Genomic DNA, 26,105 nt, shown 5'->3' on the forward strand with positions numbered 1-26,105 from the left:
AACGTCCCAAAATATGACTAGTCGCCTTTATGGTTGTCAACGTAAGGTGACTCGTGCCGTAGAGGTCCAGTCCTGATCAAGGGGGCCCTGAGATTGAATCCGATTGAACGATCGTCCCAGGCCGACTTTGTCGGCGACTTACTGAAAAAGTGCCGAAGCGGCCACGGGGGCGCCGTTTTGGTGACGGGAGCAGAAGGGCAGGGAAAAACCGAATTCCTGAATCACGTCGCGGCTTTCGGGGAGGAATACGGCGCGCTCACCCTTGCCGCGAGCTGTTCGCGGCTGGAACGCGGAATCCCCCTCGGCGCCCTCGGCCAGCTGCTGTCGTGGACCCGGCTGCCCGCGGACCTGCGCGACGACGCCACCGCCCTCATCCGGGCCGGGCGCGACGCGGCGCAGTGCCCGCCCGTCGGCTCGCTCGAACCCGTGGACGTGCCTCCGGAACTGCTGGAGGGGTTCCAGCGGATCCTGGCCCGCCTGACCGAGCACACGCCCGTGATCGTGAAGGTCGACGACGTCCACGACATCGACCGGGTCTCGCTCCAGTTCCTCGTCTACGCCATGCGCCGCCTGCACTCGGTGCCGCTGCTCATGCTGCTGGCCGAACGCGAGAACGCGCCGCCCGCCCCCTCGATCTGGAGCGCCGAACCCCTCCGCCAAGGGCACCTGCACCGCCTCCGCCTCACCCCTCTGAGCCGCGCCGGGGTCGAGCAGCTGCTGCTGCGCGCCGACCCGCGGCTGGACCCCGGCCTGTCGGCCGATATCCACCGGGTGAGCGGCGGCAACCCCCTCCTCGTCCACGCACTCATCGCCGACCAGCACGCGGCGCCGGGCCGGGTCGACGGGGCCGTCACCGTCGGCCCCCACTACCAGGAGGCCGTGACCACGCTGCTGCACCGGGTGGAGCCCGCGCTGACCCGCACCGTCCAAGGGCTGGCGCTGCTGCCGAGCCTGGCGAGCGCGACCCTGCTGGACCGGCTGCTCGAGGTCCCGGCGGGGACCTCCGCCCAGGCGCTGACCACCCTGCACGAGGTCGGGCTCGTGCACGCGGGGGAGTTCCGGCACCCCCAGATCCGCGCGGCGCTCCTCGCCGACCTGGCCGGCCAGGGGTTCCCGCCGAAGACCCGCACCGCCCACCCGGGCTGGGACGGCGCCGAGGCCGGCCTCGGATCGGCCCCCTATGACGGCGGCCCCGGGCAGGACGGCTCCCCAGGCCGCGCCGGCGCCGTCGACACCGCATGCGGGGTGGGGGCGCTCAGCGACGCCGAACGGCGCGTCGCCGAGCTCGCCGCGCGCGGCCACACCAACCGCGAGATCTCCCGCAAGCTCTTCATCACCGTCAGCACGGTCGAGCAGCACCTGACCCGTGCCTACCGCAAGCTCGGTGTGACCGACCGCAGAGGCCTGCCCGACGACCTGGAGGGCGACGAGCTGATGGCCCTGTGACGCAGGTGCCGTCCGGCACCGAGGCGGGCGGGCCGTGCCCCGGCGGCCCGCGGCGGTCCGGGCGGAGTCCCGCACGCGGTCACCCCAGCGAGCGGGCGACATCGATCACGTAGCGCCCGTAGGCGGAGTTCCCCATGCGCGCGCCCAGCTCCGCGCACTCCTGCGCGCCGATGAAGCCCATCCGCAGCGCGATCTCCTCGATGCAGGCGATGCGCACCCCCTGCCGGCGCTCCAGGATCTGCACGTACTGGCCGGCCTCCAGCAGCGACTCCTGCGTCCCGGCGTCCAGCCAGGTGAACCCGCGCCCCAGCTCGACCAGGGCGGCCCGCCCCTCGTCCAGGTAGGCCCGGTTGACGTCGGTGATCTCCAGCTCGCCGCGCGGCGAGGGCCGCAGCTCCCGGGCGATGCCGGCCACGCGGTCGTCGTAGAGGTACAGCCCCGTGATGGCGCAGTCGGAACGCGGATCGGCCGGCTTCTCCGTGATCGACACGAGCTTGCCGCCGGCGTCGAGTTCGGCGACCCCGTAGCGGTGCGGATCGGTGACCGGGTAGCCGAACAGCACACAGCCGTCCAGCTCCGCCCGGCTGCGGGCGAGCGTCGCGTAGAAGTTCACCCCGTGGAACAGGTTGTCGCCGAGGATCAGCGCGCACGGCCCGCCCCGGATGTGGTCCTCGCCGATGAGGAACGCCTCGGCGATCCCGGCGGGCTCGCGCTGCTCGGCGTAGGTGAGGTCGAGCCCCAGGTGCGCGCCGTCGCCGAGCAGGGTACGGAACGCGGGCACCGAGGCCGGCGTGGAGATGATGAGGATCTCGCGGATCCCCGCCAGCATCAGGACCGACAACGGATAATAGATCATCGGCTTGTCATAAATGGGGATCAGCTGTTTCGACGTCGCGAAAGTGATCGGGTGCAGCCGGGTCCCGCTTCCGCCCGCGAGGATGATCCCCTTCATCGCACAACTCCTGGGAATGGGAACAAGGCCGCCCCGCCAAGGGATGGCGTGCGCGCTCGTGCAGTCGCCGCGTCCGGGCGTGGACACGGACCCCGAATGCGGATATCGAGGAAATTACTGCCGCCGAATCGCCGTGTCAGCCCCTAGTGGCCCCTGCTCCGCAGGTGAGGAGGGGTGGCTAGGGGTTGGAGCCGTGCGGAAGCCGCCATTATCGTGCCGATGATCCGGTTTCCCCATCCGCCGCCGACGATCGAGAGGCAGCTCCGTGCGCGTCGTATTCGCCACATTCTCGGAGAGAACGCATTTCTACAGCATGGTGCCGCTGGCATGGGCGATGCGCACGGCCGGCCACGAGGTCCGGATCGCGAGCCAGCCCGAACTGACGCCGACGGTCGTCCAGGCCGGCCTGACCGCCGTTCCGGTGGGCACCGACCACACCCTCTACGACGACATGGCGGACTTCCGCGACGACGTCGCCGCGGCCGAGTGGTTCGAGCTCGACGAGGACCGCCCGGAGAAGCTGACCTGGGAGTACCTGAAGTGGGGCTACGGCACCCAGCTGGTCCCCGACTGGTGGCGGATCATCAACGACACGATGACCGACGACCTCACCGCCTTCTGCCGCGAGTGGGGCCCCGACCTCGTCGTCTGGGAGCCGATGACGTATGCGGGCGCCGTCGCGGCCGAGGCGTCCGGCGCCGTGCACGCCCGGCTGCTGTGGGGGCTCGACCTCTTCGGCCGGATGCGCGCCCATTACCTGCGGGTCATGGCGCAGCAGCCGCCCGGGCAGCGCGAGGACCCGCTCGCCCAGTGGCTCGCCGAGGCCGGCAAGCCCCACGGCGTGGGGTTCACCGAGGCCATGGCCAGCGGGCACTTCACCGTCCACCAGCACCCCGCCTCCCTGGCGCTCGACGTCGACCTCGACTACCTGCCCATGCGCTACGTGCCCTACAACGGCCCCGCCCGGGTGCCCGATTGGCTCCGGGAGCCGCCGGAGCGCCCCCGCGTGTGCGTCACCCTGGGCACCTCGGCGACCGACCGGCTCGGCGGCTACGAGGTTCCCGTCCACGAGGTCGTCGACGCGCTCGCCGACGTCGATGCCGAGATCGTGGTGACCCTCGCCGCCGACCAGCAGGAGGGGCTGGCCCGCGTGCCCGCCAACACCCGGATCGTGGAGTTCGTGCCGCTGCACGCCCTGCTGCCCTCGTGCTCGGCCATCGTTCACCACGGGGGCTCGGGGACCCACCTCACCGCCGCGCTCAACGGGGTCCCCCAGCTCGTGCTGCCGTGGCTGCTGGACGCGCCGGCCAAGGGCCGCCGCCTCGCGGAACTGGGGGCCGGGCTGTGCCTGGAAGGCGAGGAGATCACCGGGAGCGGTATCCGCGCGGGCGTCGTCCGGCTGCTGGCGGACCCGTCGTTCCGCGACCGCAGCGCGCGGCTGAGGCGGGAGATCCTCGCCCAGCCCAGCCCCAACGACGTCGTCACGCAGATCGAACGCCGCGTGGCCCGGCTCGCCGCCGCGCGCGCGTGACCCCACGACACCGGAAGGGACGCCACCAGTGGGCTACGACGCCGAACTCGCCGAGGTCTACGACGCCGTCTACGAGGGCCGCGGCCGCGGCTACACCGCCGAGGCCGCCGAGGTCGCCGCACTGATCCGCGAGCGCCGCCCCGGCGCCGGCTCGCTGCTGGACGTCGCCTGCGGCACCGGCGCCCACCTGCGCTGCTTCGCGCGCGAGTTCACCACCGTCGCCGGGGTGGACCTGTCCGGCGACATGCTCGCCCTGGCCCGGCGGCGGCTGCCCGATGTGCCGCTGCACCGCGCCGACATGCGCGATTTCGAGCTGGACGCCCGATTCGACGCGGTCACCTGCATGTTCAGCTCCATCGGCCACATGGCCGACGACGCCGAGCTCGCCGCCGCCGTCGCCCGGATGGCCGCGCACACCGTGCCGGGCGGGGTGGTCGTGGTGGAGCCCTGGTGGTTCCCCGAGACCTTCCTGCCCGGATACGTGGGCAGCGACCTGCTCACCGTGGGCGGCCGCACGCTGGCCCGGGTATCGCACTCGACCCGGCGGGGCGACACCACCCACATGGAGGTGCACTACATCGTCGCCGATCCGCAGTCGGGCGCCCGCCACCTCAAGGACACCCACACCATCACGCTGTTCACGCGCGAGCGCTACGAAGCGGCGTTCGCGGCCGCCGGCTGCCCGGCCGACTACATCGAGGGCGGGCCCTCGGGGCGCGGCCTGTTCGTCGCCGTGACCGGCTGAGCCGCGGCGCCGGGCGGGCTCACGGCGCCCGGCCCGGCTCGGGCGGCGGCGACGGTGCGGCCGCCGTCGCCGCCCGGACCGCGTCCACGACGGCGCTCACCTGGCCGCCGGACAGGTGCGGCCCGATCGGCAGGCTCAGCAGCTCGGCGGCCAGGCCCTCGGCCAGCGGCAGGGACCCCGCGGGCCACCCCGCGCCGGCGTAGGCCCCGCTCAGATGGACCGGAACGGGGTAGTGCACCTGGGTCTCCACCCCCCGCTCGGCCAGGAGCACGCGCAGCGCATCGCGCCGCGCATGGCGCACCGGGAACAGGTGCCACACGGGCCGCGCCCACGGCGCGACCCGCGGCAGGCCCAGCCCCGGGACATCGGCCAGCTCCATTAGGTAGCGGCGGGCGACCGCCGAGCGCCGCGCGTTCCAGTCGTCCAGGAGCGGGAGCTTCGCGCGCAGCACCGCCGCCTGGAACTCGTCCAGGCGGGAGTTGGTGCCGCGGACCGCGTGCTCGTACTTGGCGCGCGCGCCGTAGTTGCGGAGCGCGCGCAGGCGATCTGCGAGTTCGCCGTCGGAGGTCACGACGGCGCCGCCGTCGCCCAGGGCGCCCAGGTTCTTGCCCGGGTAGAAGCTGACCGCGGCCGCGTGCGGCCCCGAGCCGATCCGCCGGCCCCGGTAGCGCGCGCCGTGCGCCTGGGCGGCGTCCTCCACCACCGCCAGCCCGTGGCGCTCCGCGACGTCGGTCACCGCGTCGATGTCGGCCGGGTGCCCGTTCAGGTGCACCGGGACGATGGCCCGGGTCCGGGGGGTGACCGCAGCGTCGATCCGGCCGGGGTCGGCGACCGCCAGCGCGGGGTCGCCGGGCTCGGCCGGCACCGGGACGGCCCCGGTCGCCGACACCGCCAGCCAGGTGGCGATGAACGTGTGCGAGGGCACGACGACCTCGTCCCCGGGCCCGATGTGCAGGGCGCGCAGGGCGAGTTCGAGGGCGGCGCCGCCACTGCCCACGGTGACGCAGTGGGCGGCCCCGCAGTAGGCCGCGAACTCCGCCTCGAAGGCCTCGGTCTCGGGCCCCAGCAGGAACCGCCCGGAGTCCAGGACGCGCCGGTACCCGGCGTCGACCGCGGAGCGCACCTCGGCGGTCGCGGCCCGCAGGTCTAGGAAGGGGACAGCGGGCCGGGTCACCGGAGCCCCGCCGCCGCGCGCCGGAACTCGTCATAGGACCGCAGGTACTCGGCCTCGTCGTAGGGCTCGGAGACCAGGAACAGCACCACCGTTCCCGGCGCGAAGTCCACGTAGTCGCGCCAGACCATGGGGCCGATGTAGAGTCCGGCGGCCGGGTCCTCCAGCCGGTACCGGCACCGCCGCAGCCCGTCGTCGAGCAGGATGTCGCACCCCCCGCTGACGGCGACCACCACCTGCTCCAGCCGCCGGTGGCCGTGGGCGCCCCGGGCGGCGCCCGCTGGTGTGGCGTGCTGCCAGTAGGCGCGCGCGATGCCGAAGGGGACCTCCCGCCCGGTCTCGGCGATGGACAGCCGGCCCCGGTCGTCGGCGTGCTCGGACAGCCGCACGGGGCGGCAGGGGCGGATCCGGCCGATCCGCCCGACGTCGTGCACGGCGGCCGGCTCCGGTGCCGGAGCAGACGGGGCCGCCGGGTCGCCGCCGGTCACCAGGCGACCGGAAGGGACAGCGGGGACTTGGCCGGGGAGTCGTCCTCCCACGGCAGGTCGCCGGGGCCGGCGGCGAGCGTCAGTTCCGGGAAGCGGTCCAGCAGCGCCTCCAGGGCGATCTCCAGCTCGGCCCGCGCCAGGTGGGATCCGACGCAGTTGTGCGTGCCCCGCCCGAACGCGAGGTGCGGGTTGGGGTCCCGGCCGAGCACGAGGTCGTCGGCGTCGGGGAACACCTCGGGGTCCCGGTTGGCCGAGGCGATGGCGGGGAGCACGGCCTCGCCGGCGCGGACCGGCCGCCCGGCGACCTCGATGTCCTCGGTCGCCAGGAGCAGCACGTTGGCGTTCATCACCGGCAGGAACCGCAGGAGCTCCTCCACTGCGGAGGGCAGCAGCGAGCGGTCGGCGCGCAGGGCCGCCAGGCGGTCGGGGCGGGTGAGCAGGGCCAGAGCCGCATCGGCGATGAACATCGTGCTCGTGCGGTAGCCGGCGACCAGGACGGACAGGCCGAAGCAGATCACGTCCTCCTCGGTCAGCTCGCCGGTGTCGCAGCGGCGGACGAGGTCGGTGAGCACGTCGTCGGCGGGCTCGCGCCGCTTGCGGCCGATCAGCTCGCTCAGGTAGCCGCGGAGCACGCCGGTCGCCTCCCGGCCCTGCTCCAGGGTCATCATGGCGCCCAGCGCGGAGTCGGCCGGCTCCAGGAACCGGTCGGCCTCGTCGTAGGGGATGCCGGTGAGGTCGCAGGCGACCAGCAGCGGGAACGGCTCGGCGAACCCGGTGACCAGGTCGCCGGGGCTGCCGCCCTGCTCGAAGGCGTCGAGGACCCCGTCGGCCAGCCGGCGCATCCGCGGGCGCCGGGCCCGGATGGAGCGCGCGCTGAAGGGTTCGGCGATGGCCTTGCGCAGGGCCGTGTGGCGCTCGCCCTCCAGCTCCATCATCGTGGCCAGCCCGGGGCCGTCCCAGGGGGCCTGCCCGGGGCGGACGGGCCATTCGGTGATCTCGGGCCGGGTCAGCCGGTCGTCGGCCAGCAGCGCGCGCACGTCGTCGTAGCGGGTGACGAACCACCCGTCGGCGTCGACGGGCAGCCGGACGCGGGCGACAGGGCACTCGCGCCGCAGCCGGCCGTATTCGGCGGGCGGGCCCATGGTCCCCGGGGCGGGCAGGGGCACCTCCATCGCCGCCGGCGCAGGCGGCGGGGCGGAGGGGGGTGCGGGGTCGGGCTGCGGGTGCATCGCGGCGCTCCTGTTCGCTGGGGCACGGACGGGGTGGGGCAGCGGGGTCACCAGCGCACCGGCAGCGCCAGCGGGGAGGAGAACTTGCGCCCACTGGGCCAGGGGATCTCGTCCTCGCCGACGGCCAGGCGCAGCTCCGGGAAGCGCTCCAGCAGCCGGCCCAGCCCGATGGCGAACTTGGTCCGGGTCAGGTGGGCGCCCAGGCAGTTGTGGGTGCCGCGGCCGAAGGCGAGGTGCGGGTTGTCGATGCGCGACAGGTCCAGGCGGCCGGGGTCGGGGAACACCGAGGGGTCGCGGTTGGCGGCGGCGATGACCGGGATGACGAGCTCCCCGGCGCGGATCGCCTGCCCGCCGACCTCGATGTCCTCGGTCGCCAGTTGCAGCACGTTGCCGTTGAGCACGGGCAGGTGGCGCAGCAGCTCCTCGACGGCGCCCGGCATCAGGCCGGGGTCGGCGCGCAGGGCCGAGGCCGTGTCGGGGCGGGTGAGCAGCGCCAGCGCGGCGTTGCCCAGGAACATGGTGCTGGGCAGGAAACCGGCGATGATCATGGACCGGCCGAACCGGACCACGTCCTCCTCGGTCAGCTCGCCGGCGTCGCAGCGCCCGATGAGGTCGGTGAGGACGTCGTCGCCGGGCTCGCGCCGCCGCAGGGCGATCCACTCCAGCACGAGGTCGCGCATCACCTGGGTGATGTCGTCGTCGTCATCGTCGAGGTCGACGCTGAACAGCAGGTGCTTGGACAGCCGCGTGAACGTCTCGTGGCCGGCGTAGGGGATGCCGGTGATCTCGCACATGACCCGGATCGGGAACGGCTCGGTGAACCCGGCGACGAGGTCGGCCGGCCCGCCGCCCTCCTCCAGCGCGTCCAGCAGCTCGTCGGCGATGCCGCGGATGCGCTCGGCGTGCCCGCGGACCGCGCGGACGCTGAACGCATCGGCGACCGCCCGGCGCAGGGCCGCGTGCTCCTCGCCCTCCAGCTCCATGAGGGTGACCATGTCGGGCTCGATCCGCGGCCAGTCGTCGGGGGTGACCGGCCAGTCGTTGACGTCGGGCCGGATCAGCCGGGGATCGGCGAGCAGGTCGCGCACGTCGTCGTAGCGGGTGACGAACCAGCCGGTGGTGTCCAGGCCGGGCACGTCGTGGATGGCCCGGACCCGGGCCACCGGGCAGCCCTGCTGGAGCTCGGCGTACTCGGCAGGCGGCCCCATGCCGCCGGGCGGCGGCAGCGGGAAGGCGCGGGCCGGGTGCGCGGCCGCCGGTTCCGCCTCCTGCGCCGCGGGGCCGCCCGTGCGGGCTTCGGTGTTCACGTTGTTCCTCCGTGGTGCGACGGGCCGCCCTCAGGGGCGGCGGGATCGGCGGTCAGGCGCAGCCGGGCCAGGTAGCCGCCGCGCGCCTCCTCCTGCGGGTACACGATGTCCTCGACGCGCCAGGCGGTGCCGCCGACCGCGCCCGCCAGGTCCTCCGGCCCCATATAGGGCTCGCCCCCGGACCACGCGCTCCAGCCCGAGCGGCGGCCGTCGCGCTCGATGCACACCCGCAGCCGGGACGGCTCCTGCGCGGTGTCGACCGCCACATCGGAGGCGAGCAGCCGGGCGCCGGGGTTGGCGACGGCGGCCAGCGCCGCCAGGCCGGCGCGCAGGCGGGGGTAGGTGGTCAGCAGCGCGAGACTCGCACCGAGCAGCAGCAGCGTGTCGAAGGTCCCGATGCCGCCCGGCGGGTCCAGGAGGCTGCCGAGGCGCGCGTCCACGCCGCGGCGCCGGGCCACGGCCACCGCGTCCGCCGACACGTCCAGCCCGACCACCTCGTGCCCGGCGGCCGCGATGGCCAGGGCGTGGCGGCCCGGCCCGCAGCCGATGTCCAGCACCCGGCCGGCGGCCTCGCGGCAGGCGATCACATCGGGCGGGAACCACCCTTCGGGGCCGGCGAAGTACTCCGCGGCGTCCTCGCTGTAGGTCGCGCCGGACTCCATCTCATAGACCAGCCGGGTCCGGCCCGGCCGCTCGCCGTCCGCCTCGACCAGCAGGTAGGCCTTTCCGTAGACCTCGGCCATCGTCGGCGGCGGGCCTGCGGGCGTCGGGCCTCCGGGCGGTGTGGCGCTCACGGATGCGCTCCTCAATGGGGGACGGGCGGGTCAGCCGGTGAAGTCCAGGCGGGCGACGTAGCCGGGGACGTCCGGTGGCTCGGCGTGGACGACCTCGGCGATCTTCCACGGGGTGCCGTCGACGAGGGCGCCGAGGCGGTCGGCGGGCAGCAGGACCGTGGCGCCCCACTCGCTCCACCCGGTCCGCTCGCCGCCGTGCTCCACCCGCAGCCGGTAGTCCCAGGAGTGCTCCGGCTCCTCCGGTCCCTCGGGCTCCGGCGGCGCCGGGCAGGTGCCGACCAGCCGAGCGCCGGGGCCGGCCAGTTCCGCCAGCCGGAGCAGCGCGGTGCGGCCGTGCTCGGGCAGGTAGAGCAGGTGCAGGCCGCCCCCGGCGAGCATCAGGGTGTCGAAGGTGCCGATACCGCCGGGCGGCTCCAGCATGCTGCCCACGCGGGCGTCGACCCCCCGCTGGCGGGCGACGGCCACCGCGTCGACGGACGGCTCGACGCCCACCACCTCGTGCCCCGCCGCGGCCAGGGCCAGCGCGTGCCGCCCGGCGCCGCAGCCGATGTCCAGCACCCGCCCGGCGGCCATGCCGCAGGCCAGGACGTCGGTCGACCACCACTCGCCGGCTTCGGCGAAGTACTCCGCCACGTCCTGGACGTGGGTGAAGCCGTCCCTGTGCTGATAGGTCAGCAGGGTGGCGCCCGCGTTCGCGCCGGTCTCGTAGGCGCGGCGGTAGGCGTGGCCGTACATCTCGGCGAGCGAGGGCCGCGCGGCCCCGGCCGGGGCGCCGCCGGGCGGATCGGGCTCGCCGGGGGAGGGGGCGGCTCCGGGTGCGCTCATGGAGCGGGTCCTTTCCTGTCGCAGTGGGGCGGGCGCGCTCACCGCCGGGCGGCGGGCGCGGCCTCCGGCCGGGTGAGGTAGCCGATGCCGAAGAAGTACTCCAGGTACCGGTCGAGCAGAGCGGCGTCGACCGGCGGGCAGTCCAGCCCGCTGTCGGCGAGGGCGCGCTCGACATTGGAGCGGCCGATCGCGGGGAAGTGCTCCTCGAAGTACATCTCCTTGACCGAGATCTCCGACTTGTTGCTCCGGTCCACGCACAGGGAGACGAAAGGCGCGGTAGGGCTCGTGGGATTGCCCGCGACGTGGCGGACCAGTTCGGCCACCCAGTCGGCGTAGGGCAGCGTGGCGATCTCGCACCCGGCGGCGCGCATGCGGTCCAGCATGTCGGCGAAGCGGGCGGGCTCGGGGTTGGTCAGGTGGTAGACGGAGTTCCCGGCGCGGCTGCTGGTGGCGATGTGCACCACGGCGGCGGCGAGGTGGTCGACGGGGACGAAGTCCATGGGCAGGGCGATGTCGGGTGCCAGGCCGGTGTCGGCCACCGTCTTGAAGAGCGAGCAGATCGCCGTCTCGGTGTTGCACGCGCCGTTGCGGGCGTCGCCGGTGATCTCGTAGGGGCGGTAGACGGCGACGGGCAGCCCCTGGTCCGCGGCGTCGAGGAGCACCCGTTCGGCCACCCACTTGCTCTCCGCGTAGCCCATGGTGAGGTGGTCGGCGTGGTCCAGGGGCAGGTCCTCGGGCACGTGGCGCACCCCCGCTGTGCCGAACCCGGCGATGACCGCGATGGTGGACAGGAAGTGCACGGGGACCCGGCGCGGCGCCGCGAGGCGGACGATCTCGCGGACCGAATCGACGTTGGCCGGGCGCAGCGCGCGGTAGGGGTAGAGGAAGTTGACGTGGGCCGCCGCGTGCACCACGAGGTCGAGGGTGTCCGACAGCTCCGCCCAGTGGTGTTCGGCCAGGCCCAGGCCGGGGGCGGCGATGTCGCCGGGGAAGCACACGACGCGGTCGCCGGCGATCGCCGGGTCCAGGCCGTACCGTTCGAGGTTGGCGCGCACGCGGCGCCGGGCGTGTGCGGCGTCGCGCGCCCGCACGGGGCAGTGCACGCGCGCATCGGTGCCGGCGAGCAGCCGGTCGAGGAGGAAGGCGCCGACGAACCCGCTGGCGCCGGTCAGCAGCACGTCGCGCGGCCGGTCCCACCGCGCCCCGGGTCCGCTCCGCTGCGCGGGCAGGGCGAACCCGAGACGCGCCTCGTCCGCCCAGTCCACCGCGGCCTCCTCGTCGCCGGACCCGGTGGTGCGCACGCGCTCGACGGCCTCGGCGTATCCGGCGAGGGTGGGGCTGTCGAGCAGGCAGCGGACGAGTTCGGTCCCGTGCCGGGCGTCGATGCCCTCGGCGGCCAGCGTCCGGGTGACGACCTCGGCCGCCAGGAGCGAGTCGCCGCCGATGGCGAAGAAGTCGTCGCCGGGGGCAGGGCGCCGGTGCAGCACCGTCTCCCACAGGGCGGCGATGCGCCCGGCGGGGCCGCCCGCGGCGGCGGTGCCGGGCGGCGGGGCCTCGGCGGGCGACTGGGCGTGCGCCCGGGCGGCGAGTTCGGCCCGGTCCACCTTGCCGGCCCGGCCCACCGGGAAGTGCGGCATCTCGACGAACCGGGAGGGGACCGCCTGCGCGGGCAGCCACCCGGCGAGGTCCGCGCGCAGCGCGTCGACCGGCACGGCGCGGCCGGGAACGGCGGGGGTCAGGTAGGCGATGAGCGTGTCGGCGCGGCCGGCCTCGCGCACCAGGTCGACCGCTGCTTCGCCCACGCCGGGGTGGGCGCGCAGCCGCGCCTCGACCTCGTCGAGCTCGATCCGGTGGCCCCGCAGTTTGACCTGGCGGTCCGTCCGGCCGCGGAAGTCGAGTTCGCCGTCGGCGCGCCAGGCGGCGCGGTCCCCCGTGCGGTAGAGGCGGCGGCCGGGGCGTCTGGGGTCCTCGATGAACCGCTCGGCGGTCAGCCGGGGGTCGCCCGGGTAGCCCAGGGCCAGGCCGTCGCCGCCCACCAGCAGGTCGCCCTCTTCACCCGGGCTGGCCGGGGTGCCGTCGGCGCGCCAGACCTGGCAGGTGGAGTTCGCGATGGGGCGGCCGATGGGCAGGGCCGTGGCGCCGGGCGGGACGTCCTCGACGATGTGGGCGGTGGAGACGACGGTGTTCTCCGTGGGGCCGTAGAAGTTGACGACCATCGCGCCGGGGCAGGCGTCGCGCACGGCGCGGGCGAGCCCGGGGTCCAGGGCCTCGCCGCCCGCCGAGACGAAGCGCAGCCCGCTCAGCGCCGCGGGCCGCGCCTTGGCGACCTGGTGGAAGACGCTGGTGGTGAGGTAGGCGACGGTGACCGCGTGCTCGCACAGCCGGGCCTCCAGCGCAGCGGGCGAGAGCAGGTCCTCGCGGTCGATCAGCACCAGGCGGGCTCCGCCGAGCAGGCCGGACCAGATCTCGATCGTGGATGCGTCGGAGGACAGGCCATAGGCGTGCAGCACCCGGTCGCCGGGGCCCGGCGGCCGGAGCCGGGGGTCGGAGACCGCCAGCCGGACCACCCCGCGGTGCGGGATCGCGACGGGCTTGGGGCGCCCGCTGGTCCCGGAGGTGAACATGGTGTAGGCGCATTCGCCGGCGGTGACCCCGGTGCCGGGGCGGGGCGCGCCCGTGGGCCGAAGGGGCACCGCGGCGAGGTCGATGCGGGTGCGCAGCCGCCGGATCCGGCAGGTGTGCCCGGGAAGGACCACCGCCACCTGCACACCGGCGTCCTCGGCCATGGCCTGGAGCCGGGCGGGCGGTGAGGTCGCGTCGAGCGGGACATAGGCCGCGCCGGCCTTGAGGATGCCGAGGAACGCGACCAGCGCGTCGAGGGACCGGGTGCCGAAGACCCCGACGCACTCGCCCCTGTGGACCCCGGCCCCGGCCAGCCGCTCCGCGAGGGCGTCCGACCGCATCCGCAGGTCGTCGTAGGTCATGCGGCGTCCGCCGTGGACGGCGGCGACGGCCTCGGGCCGGGCGCGGGCCTGCGCGTCGAAGAGGTCGTGCAGGCAGGACTCGCGAGGGTAGGGGGTGGCGGTGGCGCCGGCGCCGGCGACGGGAGGCGGCGACTGAGCCGGGGGGTCGTCAGGGTAGGGCATGTCAGGGTTCCTTCTGCTCCGGAGCCGGGACGGCCGCTAGCTGAATTCCTTGGCGAACGCGTTGAAGTCGGCGGTCCGCCAGCGCTCGGGGCGCATCCGCACGGTGACGTCGCCCTCCAGCTGGTGGCTGTTGGCCTCCAGGTAGGCGGGGGCGGTCACGGGGTCGAGGTAGCGGTGCGCCATGGCCGCGCGCTCGCCGGGGTCGACCCGGTCCTCGATGACGGCCGGCCCCTCCACGCTGACGTAGCGGTAGGGGGCGGTCTCGTCCTGCACGCACAGGCTGATCCGGCCGGCCGCGCGCACGAGGTCCGCCTTGACGGATTCGCGGCCGGTGAAGACGGTGATCCCGCCGCCGGGCTCGTAGGCGTACCAGACGGGGACGAGCAGCGGGGCTCGGTCGCCGCGGGGGTCGGCCACGCCGAAGACGCCCACGTGCACATCGGCCAGGAACGCTTCGCGCTCGTCCCTCGACATCGCCAGGTCCATCGCAATCCTCCAGCCGGTGCGGCGGAAAGCAATCGCCGCGCATAAACGTCCGCAGATAATGGCGCACGGGAACACGAATGCCCGCGCCACGCAGTCACGGGGGTGACACTAGGAGACGGTCACCCCTAATGAAAGCCCCTATATACCCCAGTCTCCGGATTCTCGGTTCCAGTGAGGGGTTTAATTCAGTATCCTGGCCGAATTGCAATCCGGGGATGGGATATGAATGCGCATTTTATTCGCCACGATTTCCGTTAAGTCGCACTTCTACGGAATGGTGCCGTTGGCGTGGGCGTTCCGGGCGGCGGGCCACGAGGTCCGCGTCGCCAGCCAGCCGGAGCTGGCGGAGACGATCGCGCACACGGGGCTGCCGGCCGTGGCCGTCGGCGGCGACATCGAGGTCGACGACATCGGCGAGGCGTCGGCGGCGGAGGACGACGAGCCGGTCAACATCTTCGACGCCGACCCCGCGACCCTGGGCTGGGCGCAGATCCGCGAGGGCTACGACGTCATGACCAACATGGGGGTCCGCCAGATCAACGAGCCCATGCTGGACGGGCTCGTGGAGTTCGCCCGCGCGTGGCGGCCCGACCTGGTCATCTGGGAGCCGCTCACCTACGCCGGGGCGGTGGCCGCGCGGGCCTGCGGCGCGGCACACGCCCGCATGCTGTGGGGCCTGGACATCTGGGCCCCGGTGCGCGAACGCTTCCGCGAACTGCGCGGCCGGCAGCCCGCCGGACAGCGCTCGGACGCGTTCACCGACTGGCTGACACAGGCGCTCCGGCGCCACGGGTGCTCGTTCGACGAGGAGGCCGTCACCGGCCAGTGGACGATCGACCCGCTGCCCGCCCCGGTCCGCACACGCTCCGGCTCCCGCACCGTCCCCGTGCGCTACGTCCCGTTCAACGGGCCGGCCGCGGTACCGGACTGGCTGACCGCGCCGCCCGAGCGGCCGCGCGTGTGCCTGACCATGGGGCTGAGCGGCCGCGAGTACGACGGCTACTTCTCGGGCCCCTCCACCGCGGCGATCGCCGACGTGCTGCGCACCGTCGGCGCGCTGGACGTCGAGCTGGTGGCCACCCTCTCCGCCGACCAGGTGCGGGCGGTCGGCGAGATCCCCGACGGCGTCCGGGTGGTCGATTTCGTCCCGCTGGACGCGCTGCTGCCGACCTGTTCGGCGGTCATCCACCACGGCGGCGCGGGCTCCTTCTCCACGGCGCTCGTCAACGGGGTCCCGCAGCTGCTGTTCACGAAGATGTTCGACACCCGGCTGAAGGGGGACCGCATCACCGCCCTGGGGGCGGGGGCCGCGCTGCCCTCGGCGGGCTTCGCCGCCGCCGACGTGGGCGCGGCGGTCACGCGGATGCTGGAGGACCCGTCGTTCGCCGAGGGCGCGGGCCGCCTGCGCGACGAGATGCTGGCCTACCCGTCGCCGGCGGAACTGGTCCCGATCCTGGAGAAGCTCACCCGGGACGGCCGCTGCGGCGGGTAGCGGCGGATGGCGGCGGGTCAAGCGGCGGCGACCCGTACGGGTCCCCTGAATCCCCGTGGCGTCCGATTCAGGGGACGGTGGACGACCCGCGCGCTCAGACGGCCCGCAGGGTGAACGTGTCGCGCTCGTGCAGCCCGAAGAGGTCGGCGGCGCTGCCGAGGTTGACCGCGAGGGCCAGGCGGTCGGCGGAGTCGATGTGGACGAGCGCCTCGCCCTCGCCCACGCTGCCGAACGTCTCGACGAACGGCAGCTCGCGGCTCCCGCGGGCGGTCGCGACCGCGACCGTGTGGCCGATCCCGACCCCTCCCTCGCGCAGGAACGCGGAGTCGAGCGAGGTCTGGAGGTTGCCGAACCGGTCCTCGATCAGCACCTCGCCCCGGAAGACACCGGAGTCCACCGACCGGACGGGGTCGGGGAGGCGGACGAGGCCGGCGGGGTCGATGGGCGGCCCCATGGCGGACGGGGCGACGCCGGCCGCCAGGTGCGCGGCGGCGGGCGAGAAGATGTCGCGGCCGTGGAAGGTCGTGGAGATGTCGCTCAGGCGGTAGCGGGGATCGGCCAGCTCGTAGGCGGCGTCGACACCGCCCAGCTCGTCGGCGGCGCGCAGGAGCATGCCGTTGTCGGGGCCGACGATGAGGTGGTCGCCGGCGACGAGGACCACGGGCTTGCGCCCGGTGCCCACGCCCGGGTCGACGACGGCGAGGTGCACCCCGACGGGGAGGTAGGGGACGGCCTGGCGGAAGACCTCGGCGCCGTGGGGGACATCGCCCCGCGGGACCAGGTGCGTGATGTCGAGGACCCGCGCCGCGGGGGCGATCCGGGCGATGACGCCGTGGCACACCCCGATGAACTTGTTCTCCAGGCCGTAGTCGGTGAGGAAGGTGATCCACGTGCTATCGGGCAATCCCGATCTCCTCCCGGGTGATCACGGGGCGGCGCCCGGAAAAGGCGCTCAGCGAAGGCTCTTCAGGTTACCGGAGACCGATCGGACGGCCTTCCTGCCGCCGTGCAGGGCAAGGCCGAGGTACCCGGCGGAGCCGGCGGCCAGCCGCTCTTTGTACTCGCCGTAGTTGCGGCTCAGGCGGGCGGCATCGTTGAAGTCGACGACGAACAGGCCGGCCTCGCGCGCCTTCGCCCGCAGGGACGGCATCTGTTCGCGGGCGGCGGCGAGGACCGGCAGCGGGGTGTCGCCGATGCCCGGGTGGAGGATGCCGTCGGCGTCCGGGAGTTCCGGCCCGAGCCCGATCAGCCCGTGCGCGCCGAGCGCGACGCCCAGGACGGCCGCGGTGTTCGCCGACAGCCAGCGAGGCAGGGCGTCGTCGACGATCAGTACGCAGGCGGCGGGGTCCGCTTCGGCGGCGGTGCCCGGTGCCGGTGCGGGTCGGCCTTCGTCCACAGGTGGCTCCATGGGTGGTCGGGGAGGTCGCGAGGGCCGGCGTGTGTCGGGACACCGGCCCTCGCGGTGGCGGCGCGGACGGCGGTCACCGGCCGCACGCCCAGGCTGGCAGTTCCCGGCGCCGTACCGTAAGCGGATCGAAGGATATTCGCCCGGGTCGCCGAAGGGCGGATCATTCTCCAATGATCGCCGGAGAATCCCGCGGATGCCGCGAATGATATTCGGCGGCGCCCGGGGTCGCCGTGATCCGTTGATTCACCGCCGAAGAGCGATATTCCACCCGATGTGGCGTTCTGTCACCGGTAAATCGCACACGTGCCATTCTGATGCGGAGGATTACGGAGAGGCCGAGTGCCCCGCCCGGTGCATATGGGGATGGAGTCCCGGTTCATTCGCCCGATGGCCTTGACGCGTCTGTTGACACGCGGTGGGGGATACGCGGAGTATGTGAATCACCGCACCGCGGTGGGCGCGCATTAGCCCTTCCGCCGTCGAGGAACAACGAAAACCGCCTTCCGGTCCCTTTCTTTTCCGGTGCCCTCCCGCCGGTCCCGCACTGCGCAGGAACACCGGGTTTTCCGCATGGCGCGCGCACCGATCGCGCGCGTTTCACCTCCGTCCGCGAATGTGTGATCTCCATGCTCAACGTCACATTGGTCCAGCAGGGTGTCTGGCACATGTCGAAAGAGTCCATGCCGCTCGCGAGCGGATACATGGCGGCCGCGGTCCAGGCCAATGAGCGCCTGAACCGGGACTGCCGGGTGTCGATCGAGAACTTCCCGGGCGATGCCACCCCCTGGGAGATGGCGGTGCGCCTGCTGGAAAGCGGGGCTCCCGACGTGGTGGGGTTCTCCGTCCTGGGCTGGAACGTCCGGCAGTTCTCCGCGGTGGCCGAGGCGGTCAAGCGGGCCAACCCCCGCGCCGTGGTCGTCTTCGGCGGGAACCACGTCGCCAACCAGGCCGAACGGGTGTTCCGCACCTGCCCGCAGGTCGACATCGTCGTCAACGGCGAGGGCGAGTTCACGATCCAGGAGATCATCGGCGCCGTGCTCGACGGCACGGGCTTCGAGGCCATCGCCGGGATCTCCCTCCCGCGGCCCGGCGGCGCGGTCGCCACCACCCCGCAGCGTGCGCGGATCGACGACCTCGATTCGATCCCGTCGCCCATCCTCACCGGCGTGCTCCCGCTGCTCGATGACGGCGGGCGGTTCCGCTACGACGTCGCGCTGATGGAGACCAACCGGGGCTGCCCCTACCACTGCTCGTTCTGCTACTGGGGCGGCGCCGTGGGCCAGCGGGTGCGGTGCTTCTCCCGCGAGCGGCTGCGCGCCGAGCTCGTCGAGCTGGCCAAGGCGCGGGCCGAGACCGTCGTCCTGTGCGACGCCAACTTCGGGATGCTCCCCCAGGACATGGCGTTCGTCGAGACCCTGATCGAGGTCAGGGAGCGCTACGGGTACCCGCTCGCGCTGGAGACCTCGTGGGCCAAGAACAAGAACGCGCTGTTCTTCCGCATCGTGCGGCTCATGCGCGACGCCGGCCTCCAGAGCTCGTTCACGCTCGCGTTGCAGACCCTCGACGACGAGGCGCTCGACGGCATGAACCGCCGCAACATGAAGATCAACCGGTGGAAGGAGCTGGCCGAATGGCTGGCGGACGAAGGGGTCGACGCCTACGCCGAGCTCATCTGGGGTGCACCTGGCGAGACCCCGGAGTCCTTCCTGGCGGGCTACGACGAGCTCTCCCGGTACGTGTCGCGCATCGCCGCCTACCCGCTGCTGCTCCTGCCCAACACCGACTACACCGAGCGCCGTGACCTCTACGGGTTCGTGACCGTGCGCGGCGAGCGCGACGACTTCGAGTACGTGCTCGCCCACAAGGGGATGAGCCTGGCCGACAACCTCCGCATGCAGCGTTTCCTGTTCTGGGCGCGGCTGCTGGGGGAGAACCTGGTGCTGCGCAACCTGTTCCCGGTCGTCCGCGAGGTCTGCGGCATGCGCCAGTCCGAGGCCATCCTCTCGCTGGCCGGCTTCGCCGAGGTCCAGGACCTGCCGGGGGCGCGGCTGCTCACGCAGTCGGCGGAGAACTGCACCGCCGACCCCGATTCGCTGGCGCCGGCCCTGGAGTACTGCTTCACCTCCGCGGAGTTCGACCGCACGGTCCTGCGCTGGTGCGAGGAGGCGCTGGCGGGGCGGGTCCCCGGCCCGTGGCGCGAGGCGGTCGCCGAGGTGGCCCGCTTCGACCTGGAGACGCGCCCGCTGCCGGAGCCCGCCGGCCGCGGGTTCACCGACGCCCGGCTGCGCGACATCGACGGCGTGGCCCACTGGGTCGTGCACCGGGACTACCGCTACGACGTCCCGGGCCTGGTGCGGGCCGCGTCGGCGGGCGCGCTCGCCGACAAGCCCCCGGAGCGCGCGGACACCCGGTTCCGGTTCGCGTTCCGCCACGGGTTCGCCGAGCTGGCGGCGTCGACCAACCACGAGGAGACCGCGCACTACATCGCGAAGGTCCGGGCGGTGAGCTGACCGCCCTCACCCGAACTCCGAGGTCAGCGCCATCCAGATGCCCAGGGGCGCGAGCGCCGACCCGGCGCCGACATCGATGATCGCGCGCGCCCGCGGCCGGGCGAACAGCGCGCTCATGCGGGTGACCGCGGTGACGTAGACGCTCCACCACAGGGCGGCGCAGGCGACCACCATGGCACCGAGCATCAGGGTCTGCGCGAGAGCGGAGCCGTTCGGGCTGACGAACTGCGGCATGAACGTGACGTAGAAGACCAGCGCCTTGGGGTTGAGGATGTTGTTCAGGAAGCCCTGGGCGATCGGCGCCCGCGGGGTGGTGCCCTCGATCGGGGGCGGCGTGCCCCCGCGGGCGCGGATCAGCGCGCCGACGGCGAGGAAGCCGCCCAGCAGCGCCAGGTACGCGCCGCCGATGATCCGCAGGGCGGTGAGCAGCGACGCGTTCGCCGCGATCGCCGCCGCGGCGCCCGTTCCGGCGAGGACGGTCAGGAAGGCCAGGCCGCAGCATATTCCGATAAGGGTCAGATATCCCTGAGATCTCCCGCCGGAAAGTGAATTCCGCGTGACGATAACGAAATCCGGTCCGGGCACGACGAGCATGATCAGCGTGACCGAAATGAAAAGCGCGACGTTGCTGGGCAAAGATCACTCCATGGGCGGACCGATACCTTGTCGGCGGGTGCGGCCCAGTATGGTCGGCTCCGTTGCCGGTTCGGTGCGATGCCGCATATTCTTCGGGGCATGTCCCAGCCGATTGAACTCGATTCGGTGGATAGGAAGATCCTACGCGCGCTCCAGAAGAATGCCCGCGTGACGAACAAGGAACTCGCGGAGATCTCCGGGGTCGCCGCGTCGACGTGCCTCTCACGCGTGAAACGGCTGCGCGAGACCGGCGTGATCCAGGGGTTCTCCGCCGTTGTCGACGAGGAGAAACTAGGCCGCCCGGTCGAGGCGTTCCTCGCCGTCCGGATGAACCCCCACCGCCAGGCGCTCGTGGAGCCGTTCATCCGCCATACGCTGATGCGCCCCGAGGTCCGCGAGATCTGCCACCTCACGGGGCCCGACGATTTCCTGGTGCGCGTGTCGGCCGAGAGCGTGGGCGCACTCCAGACCCTCGTCCTGGAGCATTTCGCCGCCCGCAACGAGGTCGCGTTCGTGCACACCAACCTCATATTCCAGAAGTGGCGCGGCGGCCCGGCCGACCCGGCGGCCCCCGGCGCGTGAGCGCCCGCGCCCGGGAGAGAGCACCCCCGGGCGGCCGCCAGAGCGACCCAACGCAGGCGGCCCCGGCTGCGCCATCGCGCGATCCCGGCCCATTTTGCCTGGTCAAGTAGTGTGGCCCCAGCAGGATTCGAACCTGCGGCACCCGCTTTAGGAGAGCGGTGCTCTGTCCCCTGAGCTATGAGGCCCTGTCCGGGCTACCAGGGTAGCGGAGGATCGCCGGGGGTGCGGGGTCGGAACGCCTGAGGCCCGTGGGGACAGGGGAACCCGTGCGAAGCGAGCGAGGGCGCACATATTTGAGTACCCTTCATGGTGCCGGGGTTGCCATAACGTATGGGTGACTCTGGTCACATGCGGGTGGTACGGGTGGTTTGTCGCCCGTAAGTGGGAATCTGCAGTGGCCGCCTGGTGAGCAGCGGCTCCATGGGCGGCGGGTGATCGGCCGCTACCTGGGACGCATGCCGCGTCCGAGATGCATCACGCGAGCGCGACCAGTCCAACACGTCCGGTTGTGGACATGTAGTACCTTGCGATGCGGCCACGCGAACGACCGAAACAGGCAGCCGGAGGACATCTCGTGCCGTTCATTCTCGATTCGACGCGGCAAGGATCCCGCGTGCCGAGAAGCGGGATCGCGTGCTTCCTGGCGCTGCCGCCGGCCGCACGGCGGCGGAGCGCGCAGGCGGTGATCTTCACGGTTCTCGGGGCACTGCTACTGGTCCCCGGCGCCGACATCGCCATGTCGCCCGCGACCTCGCCGGCCGCGGCGGACAACGACCTCGACAGCCTCAGCGAGCAGGCCGAGGCGGCGAAGGAAGAACTCGAAGCCGCGACCAACGACTACACCGAGCGCGAAGAGGCCCTTGAGGCCGCCCAGGACGAGCTGATCGGCACGCTGCACGACCTCCAGCAGACCGAGCTCGAACTCGCCGACATGCGCGAACCGCTGGCCCAGCTCGCCAGCACCCTCTACCAGCAGCCCGACAGCGGCACCCTCGCACTGGTGACCTCGGGCTCGCTCAACGAGGACCTCGCGGTGGAATCGCACGTCGTCAAGCTCTCCGACGACAAGGAAGCCCTCTTGGAGGAGGCCAACGCCCTGCGCGAGGAGCAGGGCGACCTCACCGCCGATGCGCAGAACCTCCAGGCGCAGACTCAGCTGGAGCGCGTGGAGCTCAAGGGCGAGCTCGACGCCCTGCGGGAGCAGTCGGAGGAGAGCACCAACGCGCTGATGCAGGAGCTGGAGGACCGCGGCCTCGACCCCGACGCCTACATGGCCGGCGTGGAGTGCGACCCCGAGGCGGGCTCGGCGGCGTCGGGCTACCCCAACGGCCTGCTGCCTACGGAGGCCCTGTGTGAGCTGCACGAGCCCGGGCACTTCCTGCGTGCCGACGCCGCCGTGGAGTTCCTGGCGATGAACCAGGCGTTCACCGAGAACTTCGGCAAGCCGATCTGCGTGACCAGCTCCTACCGCGACCTGCCCAACCAGCAGCGGGTCTACGCCGAGCAGCCGCCGGGCAACGCGGCCGTGCCCGGCACCAGCAACCACGGCCTGGGACAGGCGGTCGACCTGTGCGGCGGCGTGCAGAACCAGGGGAGCCCGGAGTTCAACTGGCTGGAGAGCAATTCCCAGCAGTGGGGCTGGTTCCATCCGTCATGGGCGTACTCCAGCCCGTTCGAGCCCTGGCACTGGGAGTACGGGACCGAGCAGTAGTGCCGTGAGCCCCCGGCGGTGCCGGCGGCCCCATCCGCGGGGCCGCCGGCACCGCCGTCCGGGTTCAGGAACCGGCCGGGGCTTTGGCGGTGTCGTCGGTGGCGGCAGAGGCCACGGGGGCCGCGGGGGTCTCCGCGGCGACCTCGGAGGTGCAGAACGCGCACCGGGTGGCGGCCTTGTTGATCTCGCTGTGGCAGTACGGGCACGGCCGCGTGGTGGCCTCCTCCTCCGAGGCGAAGCGCTCCATCAGCTTGGTCATGGGCAGCACCACGAAGAAGTAGACGATCGCGGCGGTCAGCACGAAGCCGACCAGGGCGTCGATGAACTGGCCGTAGAGGAAGCGGCTGCCGTTGACCTCGAAGTAGAGGTCGCCGAAGGTCGGCACGCCGCCGAAGACGCCGATCAGCGGGGTGATGAACCCCGCGGCGAACGCGGTGACGAGTTCGGAGAACAGTGCGCCGATGACCACCGCCACCGCCAACTGGACCATGTTCCCCTGCAACAGGAACTTCTTGAATCCGCTCATGGATGCCCCTCCTCGGGTCGTGCGTGCCGCGTCCGCCGGTGCGGGGGCGGCGGCGCGGTCCGCGGTCCGGCGCCGACCCACGAAGGGTCGCCGGTCAACCGCGAATGGTTATGGACAATGATCCCGCAACCGCATACCCCGCGAGGTCGCGGGCCTCGCGCGGGGTGACGGCCACGACCAGGAGACCCCCGGTATCGGCCCCGGAGCCGCCCGCCTCGACCCCGGAGCCGCCAGGACCGGTTCCCGAGCCGCCGCGGCCGGGGACGGCGATCACCGGGCGGTCGGCGGCGACGGTTTCGGCCGGCCGGGCCGGTCCGCCGCCGAGGTCGGCGGAGAGCGGATCGGACGCGGCGGCGAGGATGTCGACCCTGCTCCCGGGGTGCAGCAGCGCCACCACGCCGGGATCGGCGACGCGGACCGGGGCCGCCACCATCCCGGGCCCGTGCGCGGCGGCGGGCGGATCGGCCAGGCGGGTGCGGGTGAGGACCTCACCGCGGGACATGGGCCCGGCCAGGGAGCGCCCTGAGGGATCGGACCCGGCGGGCACGGCACGATCGGGGACCGCGGCGGCGGGCAGCGACCGCGCGACGAGGTCGCCGGAGGCGATCGGCGCCACCCCGTTGAGGTCGCGCGCCGCGACGAGAACGTCGGTGGTGGCCGCCGGAGGCGGCCGGATCAGCAGCACCGCACCAACCGCGGCCAGCACGGCACACACCGCCCCGGCGGTACGTCGGTAGCGGGCCAGCACCCGCGCAGCCCTGTGCGGGGCGGTGCCGCGGTCGGTGGGCAGGACGCGAGGACGCGAGAAGGGCATGCCCCCACGCTAGGAGTCCGGCCCGGCGGGTGCGCGGGTTGTCCACAGCCGCCGTGCGGCGGCGCCGGGGGTCAGGCGGAGGCGGCCTTGGCCGTGCTGCCGGTCGATCCGCTGGTGCTCGACGAGGAGCCGGAGTCGGCGGAGCCGGACGACGAGCTGCTGGAGGCGGAGTCGCCCGAGGACGAGGAGGAGTCGGAGCCCGAGCCGGAGTCGCTCTTCGCGCCGTTCTTGGCGGATCCCGCCGGCGCCGAGCCGGAGGAGCCGCTGTCGGTGCGGTAGAAGCCCGAGCCCTTGAAGACGATGCCCACGGCCGAGTACACCTTGCGCAGCCGGCCCTGGCACTCGGGGCAGACCGTCAGGGCGTCATCGGTGAAGCTCTGCACGACCTCCATCTGGGCGCCGCACTCGGTGCATGCGTACTGGTACGTGGGCACGGGGGTCCTCCTCATTGGCACTCTCACCCGCCGACTGCCAAATAGTACGCGCTTCGGCGGCACGGCCGCGACATCGGGGGCGGAGCGCCGTTGCTGGTGGCGCCGCCGGATGCGTGTAACGCGCTCCGCGGCGCCGGTGTTCCCCGCGTCACGCCCGGTGGCGCCGGTCAGAACAGGTGTACGCCGCGGCCGGGGGTGACGACCCCGTGCACGGGGCGGTCGTGGGGCTCGGTGGGAACCGTGTCCAGCAACTCTGTGTCGTAAATCACGGCGAGGACGAGGGTGTGCGGGCCGACCCGCGTGAGGGCGCGGTCGTAGTAGCCCGCCCCCCGGCCCAGCCGCACCCCGGTCCGGTCCACCGCCAGCGCGGGGCAGATGACGGCCGCCGCGCGCCGGATGGCGCCGGGGCCGTACCGGTGCCCCGTGGGCTCCAGCAGGCCGCGGCCCGCGGGGGCGAGGGAGTCCGGGCCGTCGTAGGCCGCCCAGTCCAGGTCGCCGTCCGGCAGGGCCACCGGCAGCAGGACATAGGTCCCCTGCTTCCACAGCGTGGCGATCAGCTTGCGCGTATCGGGCTCGGTGCCCACGGAGACGTGGACGGCCACCGTGCCCCCGGTGGTGAGCAGCGGCTCGGCCGCGAGGGCGTCGCGGATCGCGGGCCCGGCCGCCGCCCGCTCGGCTTCGGGCATCGCCCGCCGGGCGGCGAGGATCCGGGCGCGCGTCTCGCGCTTCGTCGGCGTGTCCATGCCCACGAGTGTCCCAGCACCCGCCGCACCGGGTGATCACCGGCGGAAAGGCGGATGAATCTCTCGTGCCCTGCACGCCCCTGACCGGCTGATTCGCACCGCACCACAGGTCGGTGGCGCGTGCCGGGGCGGGATCACGGGAGCACTGTCCTAAAGTGCCGACATGACAGATTCGCAACGCGCCCTCGTCACCAAGGCCGTCGTGCCGGCGGCGGGTCTGGGCACCCGCTTCCTGCCCGCCACCAAGGCGACGCCCAAGGAGATGCTGCCGATCGTCGACAAGCCGGCGATCCAGTACGTGGTGGAGGAGGCGGTCGCCGCCGGCCTCGACGACGTCCTCATGGTCACCGGGCGCAGCAAGCGCTCCATCGAGGACCACTTCGACCGTGCCTACGAACTCGAGGAGGCGCTGCGGGCGAAGAACGACACCCAGCGCCTGCACTCCGTCCGCGAGTCGAGCGAGCTCGCCCAGATCCACTACGTCCGCCAGGGGGAGCCGCGCGGCCTGGGCCACGCCGTGCTCTGCGCCGCCGCGCACGTCGGCGACGACCCGTTCGCGGTGCTCCTCGGCGACGACATCATCGGCGACAGCGGAGCGCTCCTCAAGCGGATGACCGAGGTGCGGGCCGCCTACGGCGGCAGCGTCGTGGCGCTCATGGAGGTCGAGCCCGAGCAGGTCTCGCTCTACGGCTGCGCGGCGATCGAGCCCACCGGGGACGACGACGTCGTCGTGGTCACCGACCTGGTCGAGAAGCCCCCCGCCGACCAGGCGCCCAGCCGCTGGGCCATCATCGGCCGCTACATCTGCGACCCGGCGGTGTTCGGCGTGCTGCGGGAGACCCCGCCCGGCCGCGGCGGCGAGATCCAGCTGACCGACGCGCTGCGCGAGCTGGCCCGGAGCAAGCCCGACGACGGCGGGCCCGTGCACGGCGTCCTGTTCCGGGGCCAGCGCTATGACACCGGAAACAAGGTGGACTACCTCCGCACTGTGGTGGAATTCGCATGTGCCCGTCCCGACCTCGCCGCGGAGTTCCTGCCGTGGCTGCGCGAGTTCGTGGCGGAGCAGGGGGCACCGGGGGCCTGACCCGCGGTGGTGGCGGGGTGCGGGACGGCGGGGGAGACGCGGCCT

Annotated in this window: 24 protein-coding genes and 1 tRNA gene; 8 read left to right on the forward strand and 17 right to left on the reverse strand. The window is 73.2% G+C overall.

Going from position 1 to position 26,105, the window contains the following annotated elements; all coding sequences use genetic code 11:
- Positions 1–93 precede the first annotated feature (93 nt).
- The gene (locus ACFOVU_RS02425) at positions 94–1,446 is read left to right on the forward strand and encodes a helix-turn-helix transcriptional regulator (RefSeq protein ID WP_378529603.1); all 1,353 of its coding nucleotides are present in this window, start codon (positions 94–96) and stop codon (positions 1,444–1,446) included.
- Positions 1,447–1,525: 79 nt separating this feature from the next.
- On the opposite strand, the gene rfbA is transcribed toward ACFOVU_RS02425, so the two are convergent.
- Positions 1,526–2,398 (reverse strand): glucose-1-phosphate thymidylyltransferase RfbA, encoded by an 873-nt coding sequence (gene rfbA, locus ACFOVU_RS02430; protein WP_378529604.1) that lies wholly within the window; start codon positions 2,396–2,398, stop codon positions 1,526–1,528.
- A 265-nt stretch (positions 2,399–2,663) separates the two neighbouring features.
- On the opposite strand from rfbA, the gene ACFOVU_RS02435 reads away from it, so the two are divergent.
- Together ACFOVU_RS02435 and ACFOVU_RS02440 are read left to right on the forward strand one after the other, a co-directional pair.
- On the forward strand, positions 2,664–3,929 hold the full coding sequence (locus ACFOVU_RS02435; protein WP_378529605.1) for an activator-dependent family glycosyltransferase: 1,266 nt from the start codon (positions 2,664–2,666) through the stop codon (positions 3,927–3,929).
- Positions 3,930–3,957: 28 nt separating this feature from the next.
- Positions 3,958–4,674 carry a class I SAM-dependent methyltransferase gene (locus ACFOVU_RS02440; protein WP_378529606.1) on the forward strand — a complete coding sequence of 239 codons (717 nt, stop codon included), beginning with the start codon at positions 3,958–3,960 and terminating at the stop codon, positions 4,672–4,674.
- 19 nt (positions 4,675–4,693) lie between these two features.
- Here the strand turns inward: ACFOVU_RS02440 and ACFOVU_RS02445 are convergent, their stop codons facing one another.
- From ACFOVU_RS02445 to ACFOVU_RS02480, 8 genes are read right to left on the reverse strand one after another with little or no spacing between them, the layout of a single operon-like run.
- Positions 4,694–5,848, reverse strand: coding sequence for a DegT/DnrJ/EryC1/StrS family aminotransferase (locus tag ACFOVU_RS02445; protein ID WP_378529607.1), 1,155 nt, complete (start codon positions 5,846–5,848; stop codon positions 4,694–4,696).
- A complete protein-coding gene (locus tag ACFOVU_RS02450) occupies positions 5,845–6,333 on the reverse strand; it encodes a sugar 3,4-ketoisomerase (protein ID WP_378529608.1) in 489 nt (162 codons plus the stop codon). Before ACFOVU_RS02450 ends, ACFOVU_RS02445 begins: the two co-directional genes overlap by 4 nt.
- Positions 6,330–7,562, reverse strand: coding sequence for a cytochrome P450 (locus ACFOVU_RS02455; protein WP_378529609.1), 1,233 nt, complete (start codon positions 7,560–7,562; stop codon positions 6,330–6,332). Before ACFOVU_RS02455 ends, ACFOVU_RS02450 begins: the two co-directional genes overlap by 4 nt.
- Positions 7,563–7,609: 47 nt before the next feature.
- Positions 7,610–8,869 carry a cytochrome P450 gene (locus tag ACFOVU_RS02460; protein WP_378529610.1) on the reverse strand — a complete coding sequence of 420 codons (1,260 nt, stop codon included), beginning with the start codon at positions 8,867–8,869 and terminating at the stop codon, positions 7,610–7,612.
- Positions 8,866–9,663, reverse strand: a complete 798-nt coding sequence (locus ACFOVU_RS02465) for a class I SAM-dependent methyltransferase (RefSeq protein ID WP_378529611.1) — start codon at positions 9,661–9,663, stop codon at positions 8,866–8,868. Before ACFOVU_RS02465 ends, ACFOVU_RS02460 begins: the two co-directional genes overlap by 4 nt.
- A gap of 30 nt (positions 9,664–9,693) precedes the next feature.
- Complete coding sequence (locus ACFOVU_RS02470; RefSeq protein WP_378529612.1) at positions 9,694–10,488, reverse strand: class I SAM-dependent methyltransferase; 795 nt, start codon at positions 10,486–10,488, stop codon at positions 9,694–9,696.
- 38 nt (positions 10,489–10,526) lie between these two features.
- The gene (locus ACFOVU_RS02475; protein ID WP_378529613.1) at positions 10,527–13,634 is read right to left on the reverse strand and encodes an amino acid adenylation domain-containing protein; all 3,108 of its coding nucleotides are present in this window, start codon (positions 13,632–13,634) and stop codon (positions 10,527–10,529) included.
- 36 nt (positions 13,635–13,670) lie between these two features.
- Positions 13,671–14,108: a pyridoxamine 5'-phosphate oxidase family protein gene (locus ACFOVU_RS02480; RefSeq protein WP_378529614.1), complete on the reverse strand. Its 438-nt coding sequence runs from the start codon at positions 14,106–14,108 to the stop codon at positions 13,671–13,673.
- 238 nt (positions 14,109–14,346) lie between these two features.
- Here ACFOVU_RS02480 and ACFOVU_RS02485 point away from each other — a divergent pair, with 238 nt between their 5' ends.
- The gene (locus ACFOVU_RS02485) at positions 14,347–15,612 is read left to right on the forward strand and encodes an activator-dependent family glycosyltransferase (RefSeq protein WP_378529615.1); all 1,266 of its coding nucleotides are present in this window, start codon (positions 14,347–14,349) and stop codon (positions 15,610–15,612) included.
- Positions 15,613–15,706: 94 nt separating this feature from the next.
- Here ACFOVU_RS02485 and ACFOVU_RS02490 read toward each other — a convergent pair whose 3' ends face one another.
- Both ACFOVU_RS02490 and ACFOVU_RS02495 read right to left on the reverse strand, forming a co-directional pair.
- A complete protein-coding gene (locus tag ACFOVU_RS02490; protein WP_378529616.1) occupies positions 15,707–16,516 on the reverse strand; it encodes an SAM hydrolase/SAM-dependent halogenase family protein in 810 nt (269 codons plus the stop codon).
- Positions 16,517–16,564: 48 nt separating this feature from the next.
- Positions 16,565–17,008 carry a DUF2000 domain-containing protein gene (locus tag ACFOVU_RS02495; protein WP_378529617.1) on the reverse strand — a complete coding sequence of 148 codons (444 nt, stop codon included), beginning with the start codon at positions 17,006–17,008 and terminating at the stop codon, positions 16,565–16,567.
- Positions 17,009–17,646: 638 nt separating this feature from the next.
- On the opposite strand from ACFOVU_RS02495, the gene ACFOVU_RS02500 reads away from it, so the two are divergent.
- Positions 17,647–19,530: a KedN5 family methylcobalamin-dependent radical SAM C-methyltransferase gene (locus tag ACFOVU_RS02500; protein ID WP_378529618.1), complete on the forward strand. Its 1,884-nt coding sequence runs from the start codon at positions 17,647–17,649 to the stop codon at positions 19,528–19,530.
- 6 nt (positions 19,531–19,536) lie between these two features.
- Here the strand turns inward: ACFOVU_RS02500 and ACFOVU_RS02505 are convergent, their stop codons facing one another.
- Positions 19,537–20,166, reverse strand: coding sequence for a LysE family translocator (locus ACFOVU_RS02505; protein ID WP_378529619.1), 630 nt, complete (start codon positions 20,164–20,166; stop codon positions 19,537–19,539).
- 99 nt (positions 20,167–20,265) lie between these two features.
- Here ACFOVU_RS02505 and ACFOVU_RS02510 point away from each other — a divergent pair, with 99 nt between their 5' ends.
- Positions 20,266–20,748, forward strand: a complete 483-nt coding sequence (locus ACFOVU_RS02510; protein ID WP_378529620.1) for an Lrp/AsnC family transcriptional regulator — start codon at positions 20,266–20,268, stop codon at positions 20,746–20,748.
- A 112-nt stretch (positions 20,749–20,860) separates the two neighbouring features.
- Here the strand turns inward: ACFOVU_RS02510 and ACFOVU_RS02515 are convergent.
- A tRNA-Arg gene (locus ACFOVU_RS02515) sits at positions 20,861–20,933 on the reverse strand.
- Positions 20,934–21,322: 389 nt separating this feature from the next.
- Here ACFOVU_RS02515 and ACFOVU_RS02520 point away from each other — a divergent pair.
- The gene (locus ACFOVU_RS02520; protein ID WP_378529621.1) at positions 21,323–22,459 is read left to right on the forward strand and encodes a D-alanyl-D-alanine carboxypeptidase family protein; all 1,137 of its coding nucleotides are present in this window, start codon (positions 21,323–21,325) and stop codon (positions 22,457–22,459) included.
- A gap of 64 nt (positions 22,460–22,523) precedes the next feature.
- On the opposite strand, the gene ACFOVU_RS02525 is transcribed toward ACFOVU_RS02520, so the two are convergent.
- The 4 genes from ACFOVU_RS02525 to ACFOVU_RS02540 all read right to left on the reverse strand — a co-directional run bounded on the left by ACFOVU_RS02525 (position 22,524) and on the right by ACFOVU_RS02540 (position 24,976).
- Positions 22,524–22,985: an MscL family protein gene (locus tag ACFOVU_RS02525; protein ID WP_378529622.1), complete on the reverse strand. Its 462-nt coding sequence runs from the start codon at positions 22,983–22,985 to the stop codon at positions 22,524–22,526.
- Between the two features lie 94 nt (positions 22,986–23,079).
- Positions 23,080–23,799, reverse strand: coding sequence for an RcpC/CpaB family pilus assembly protein (locus tag ACFOVU_RS02530; protein ID WP_378529623.1), 720 nt, complete (start codon positions 23,797–23,799; stop codon positions 23,080–23,082).
- 71 nt (positions 23,800–23,870) lie between these two features.
- Positions 23,871–24,233: an FmdB family zinc ribbon protein gene (locus ACFOVU_RS02535; RefSeq protein ID WP_378529624.1), complete on the reverse strand. Its 363-nt coding sequence runs from the start codon at positions 24,231–24,233 to the stop codon at positions 23,871–23,873.
- A 167-nt stretch (positions 24,234–24,400) separates the two neighbouring features.
- Positions 24,401–24,976, reverse strand: a complete 576-nt coding sequence (locus tag ACFOVU_RS02540; protein ID WP_378529625.1) for a 5-formyltetrahydrofolate cyclo-ligase — start codon at positions 24,974–24,976, stop codon at positions 24,401–24,403.
- Between the two features lie 163 nt (positions 24,977–25,139).
- Here ACFOVU_RS02540 and galU point away from each other — a divergent pair, with 163 nt between their 5' ends.
- The gene (galU, locus tag ACFOVU_RS02545; protein ID WP_378529626.1) at positions 25,140–26,060 is read left to right on the forward strand and encodes a UTP--glucose-1-phosphate uridylyltransferase GalU; all 921 of its coding nucleotides are present in this window, start codon (positions 25,140–25,142) and stop codon (positions 26,058–26,060) included.
- The last annotated feature ends 45 nt before the right edge of the window (positions 26,061–26,105 follow it).

Source organism: Nocardiopsis sediminis, from assembly GCF_042650565.1.
In the GTDB taxonomy this organism is placed as follows: domain Bacteria; phylum Actinomycetota; class Actinomycetes; order Streptosporangiales; family Streptosporangiaceae; genus Nocardiopsis_B; species Nocardiopsis_B sediminis.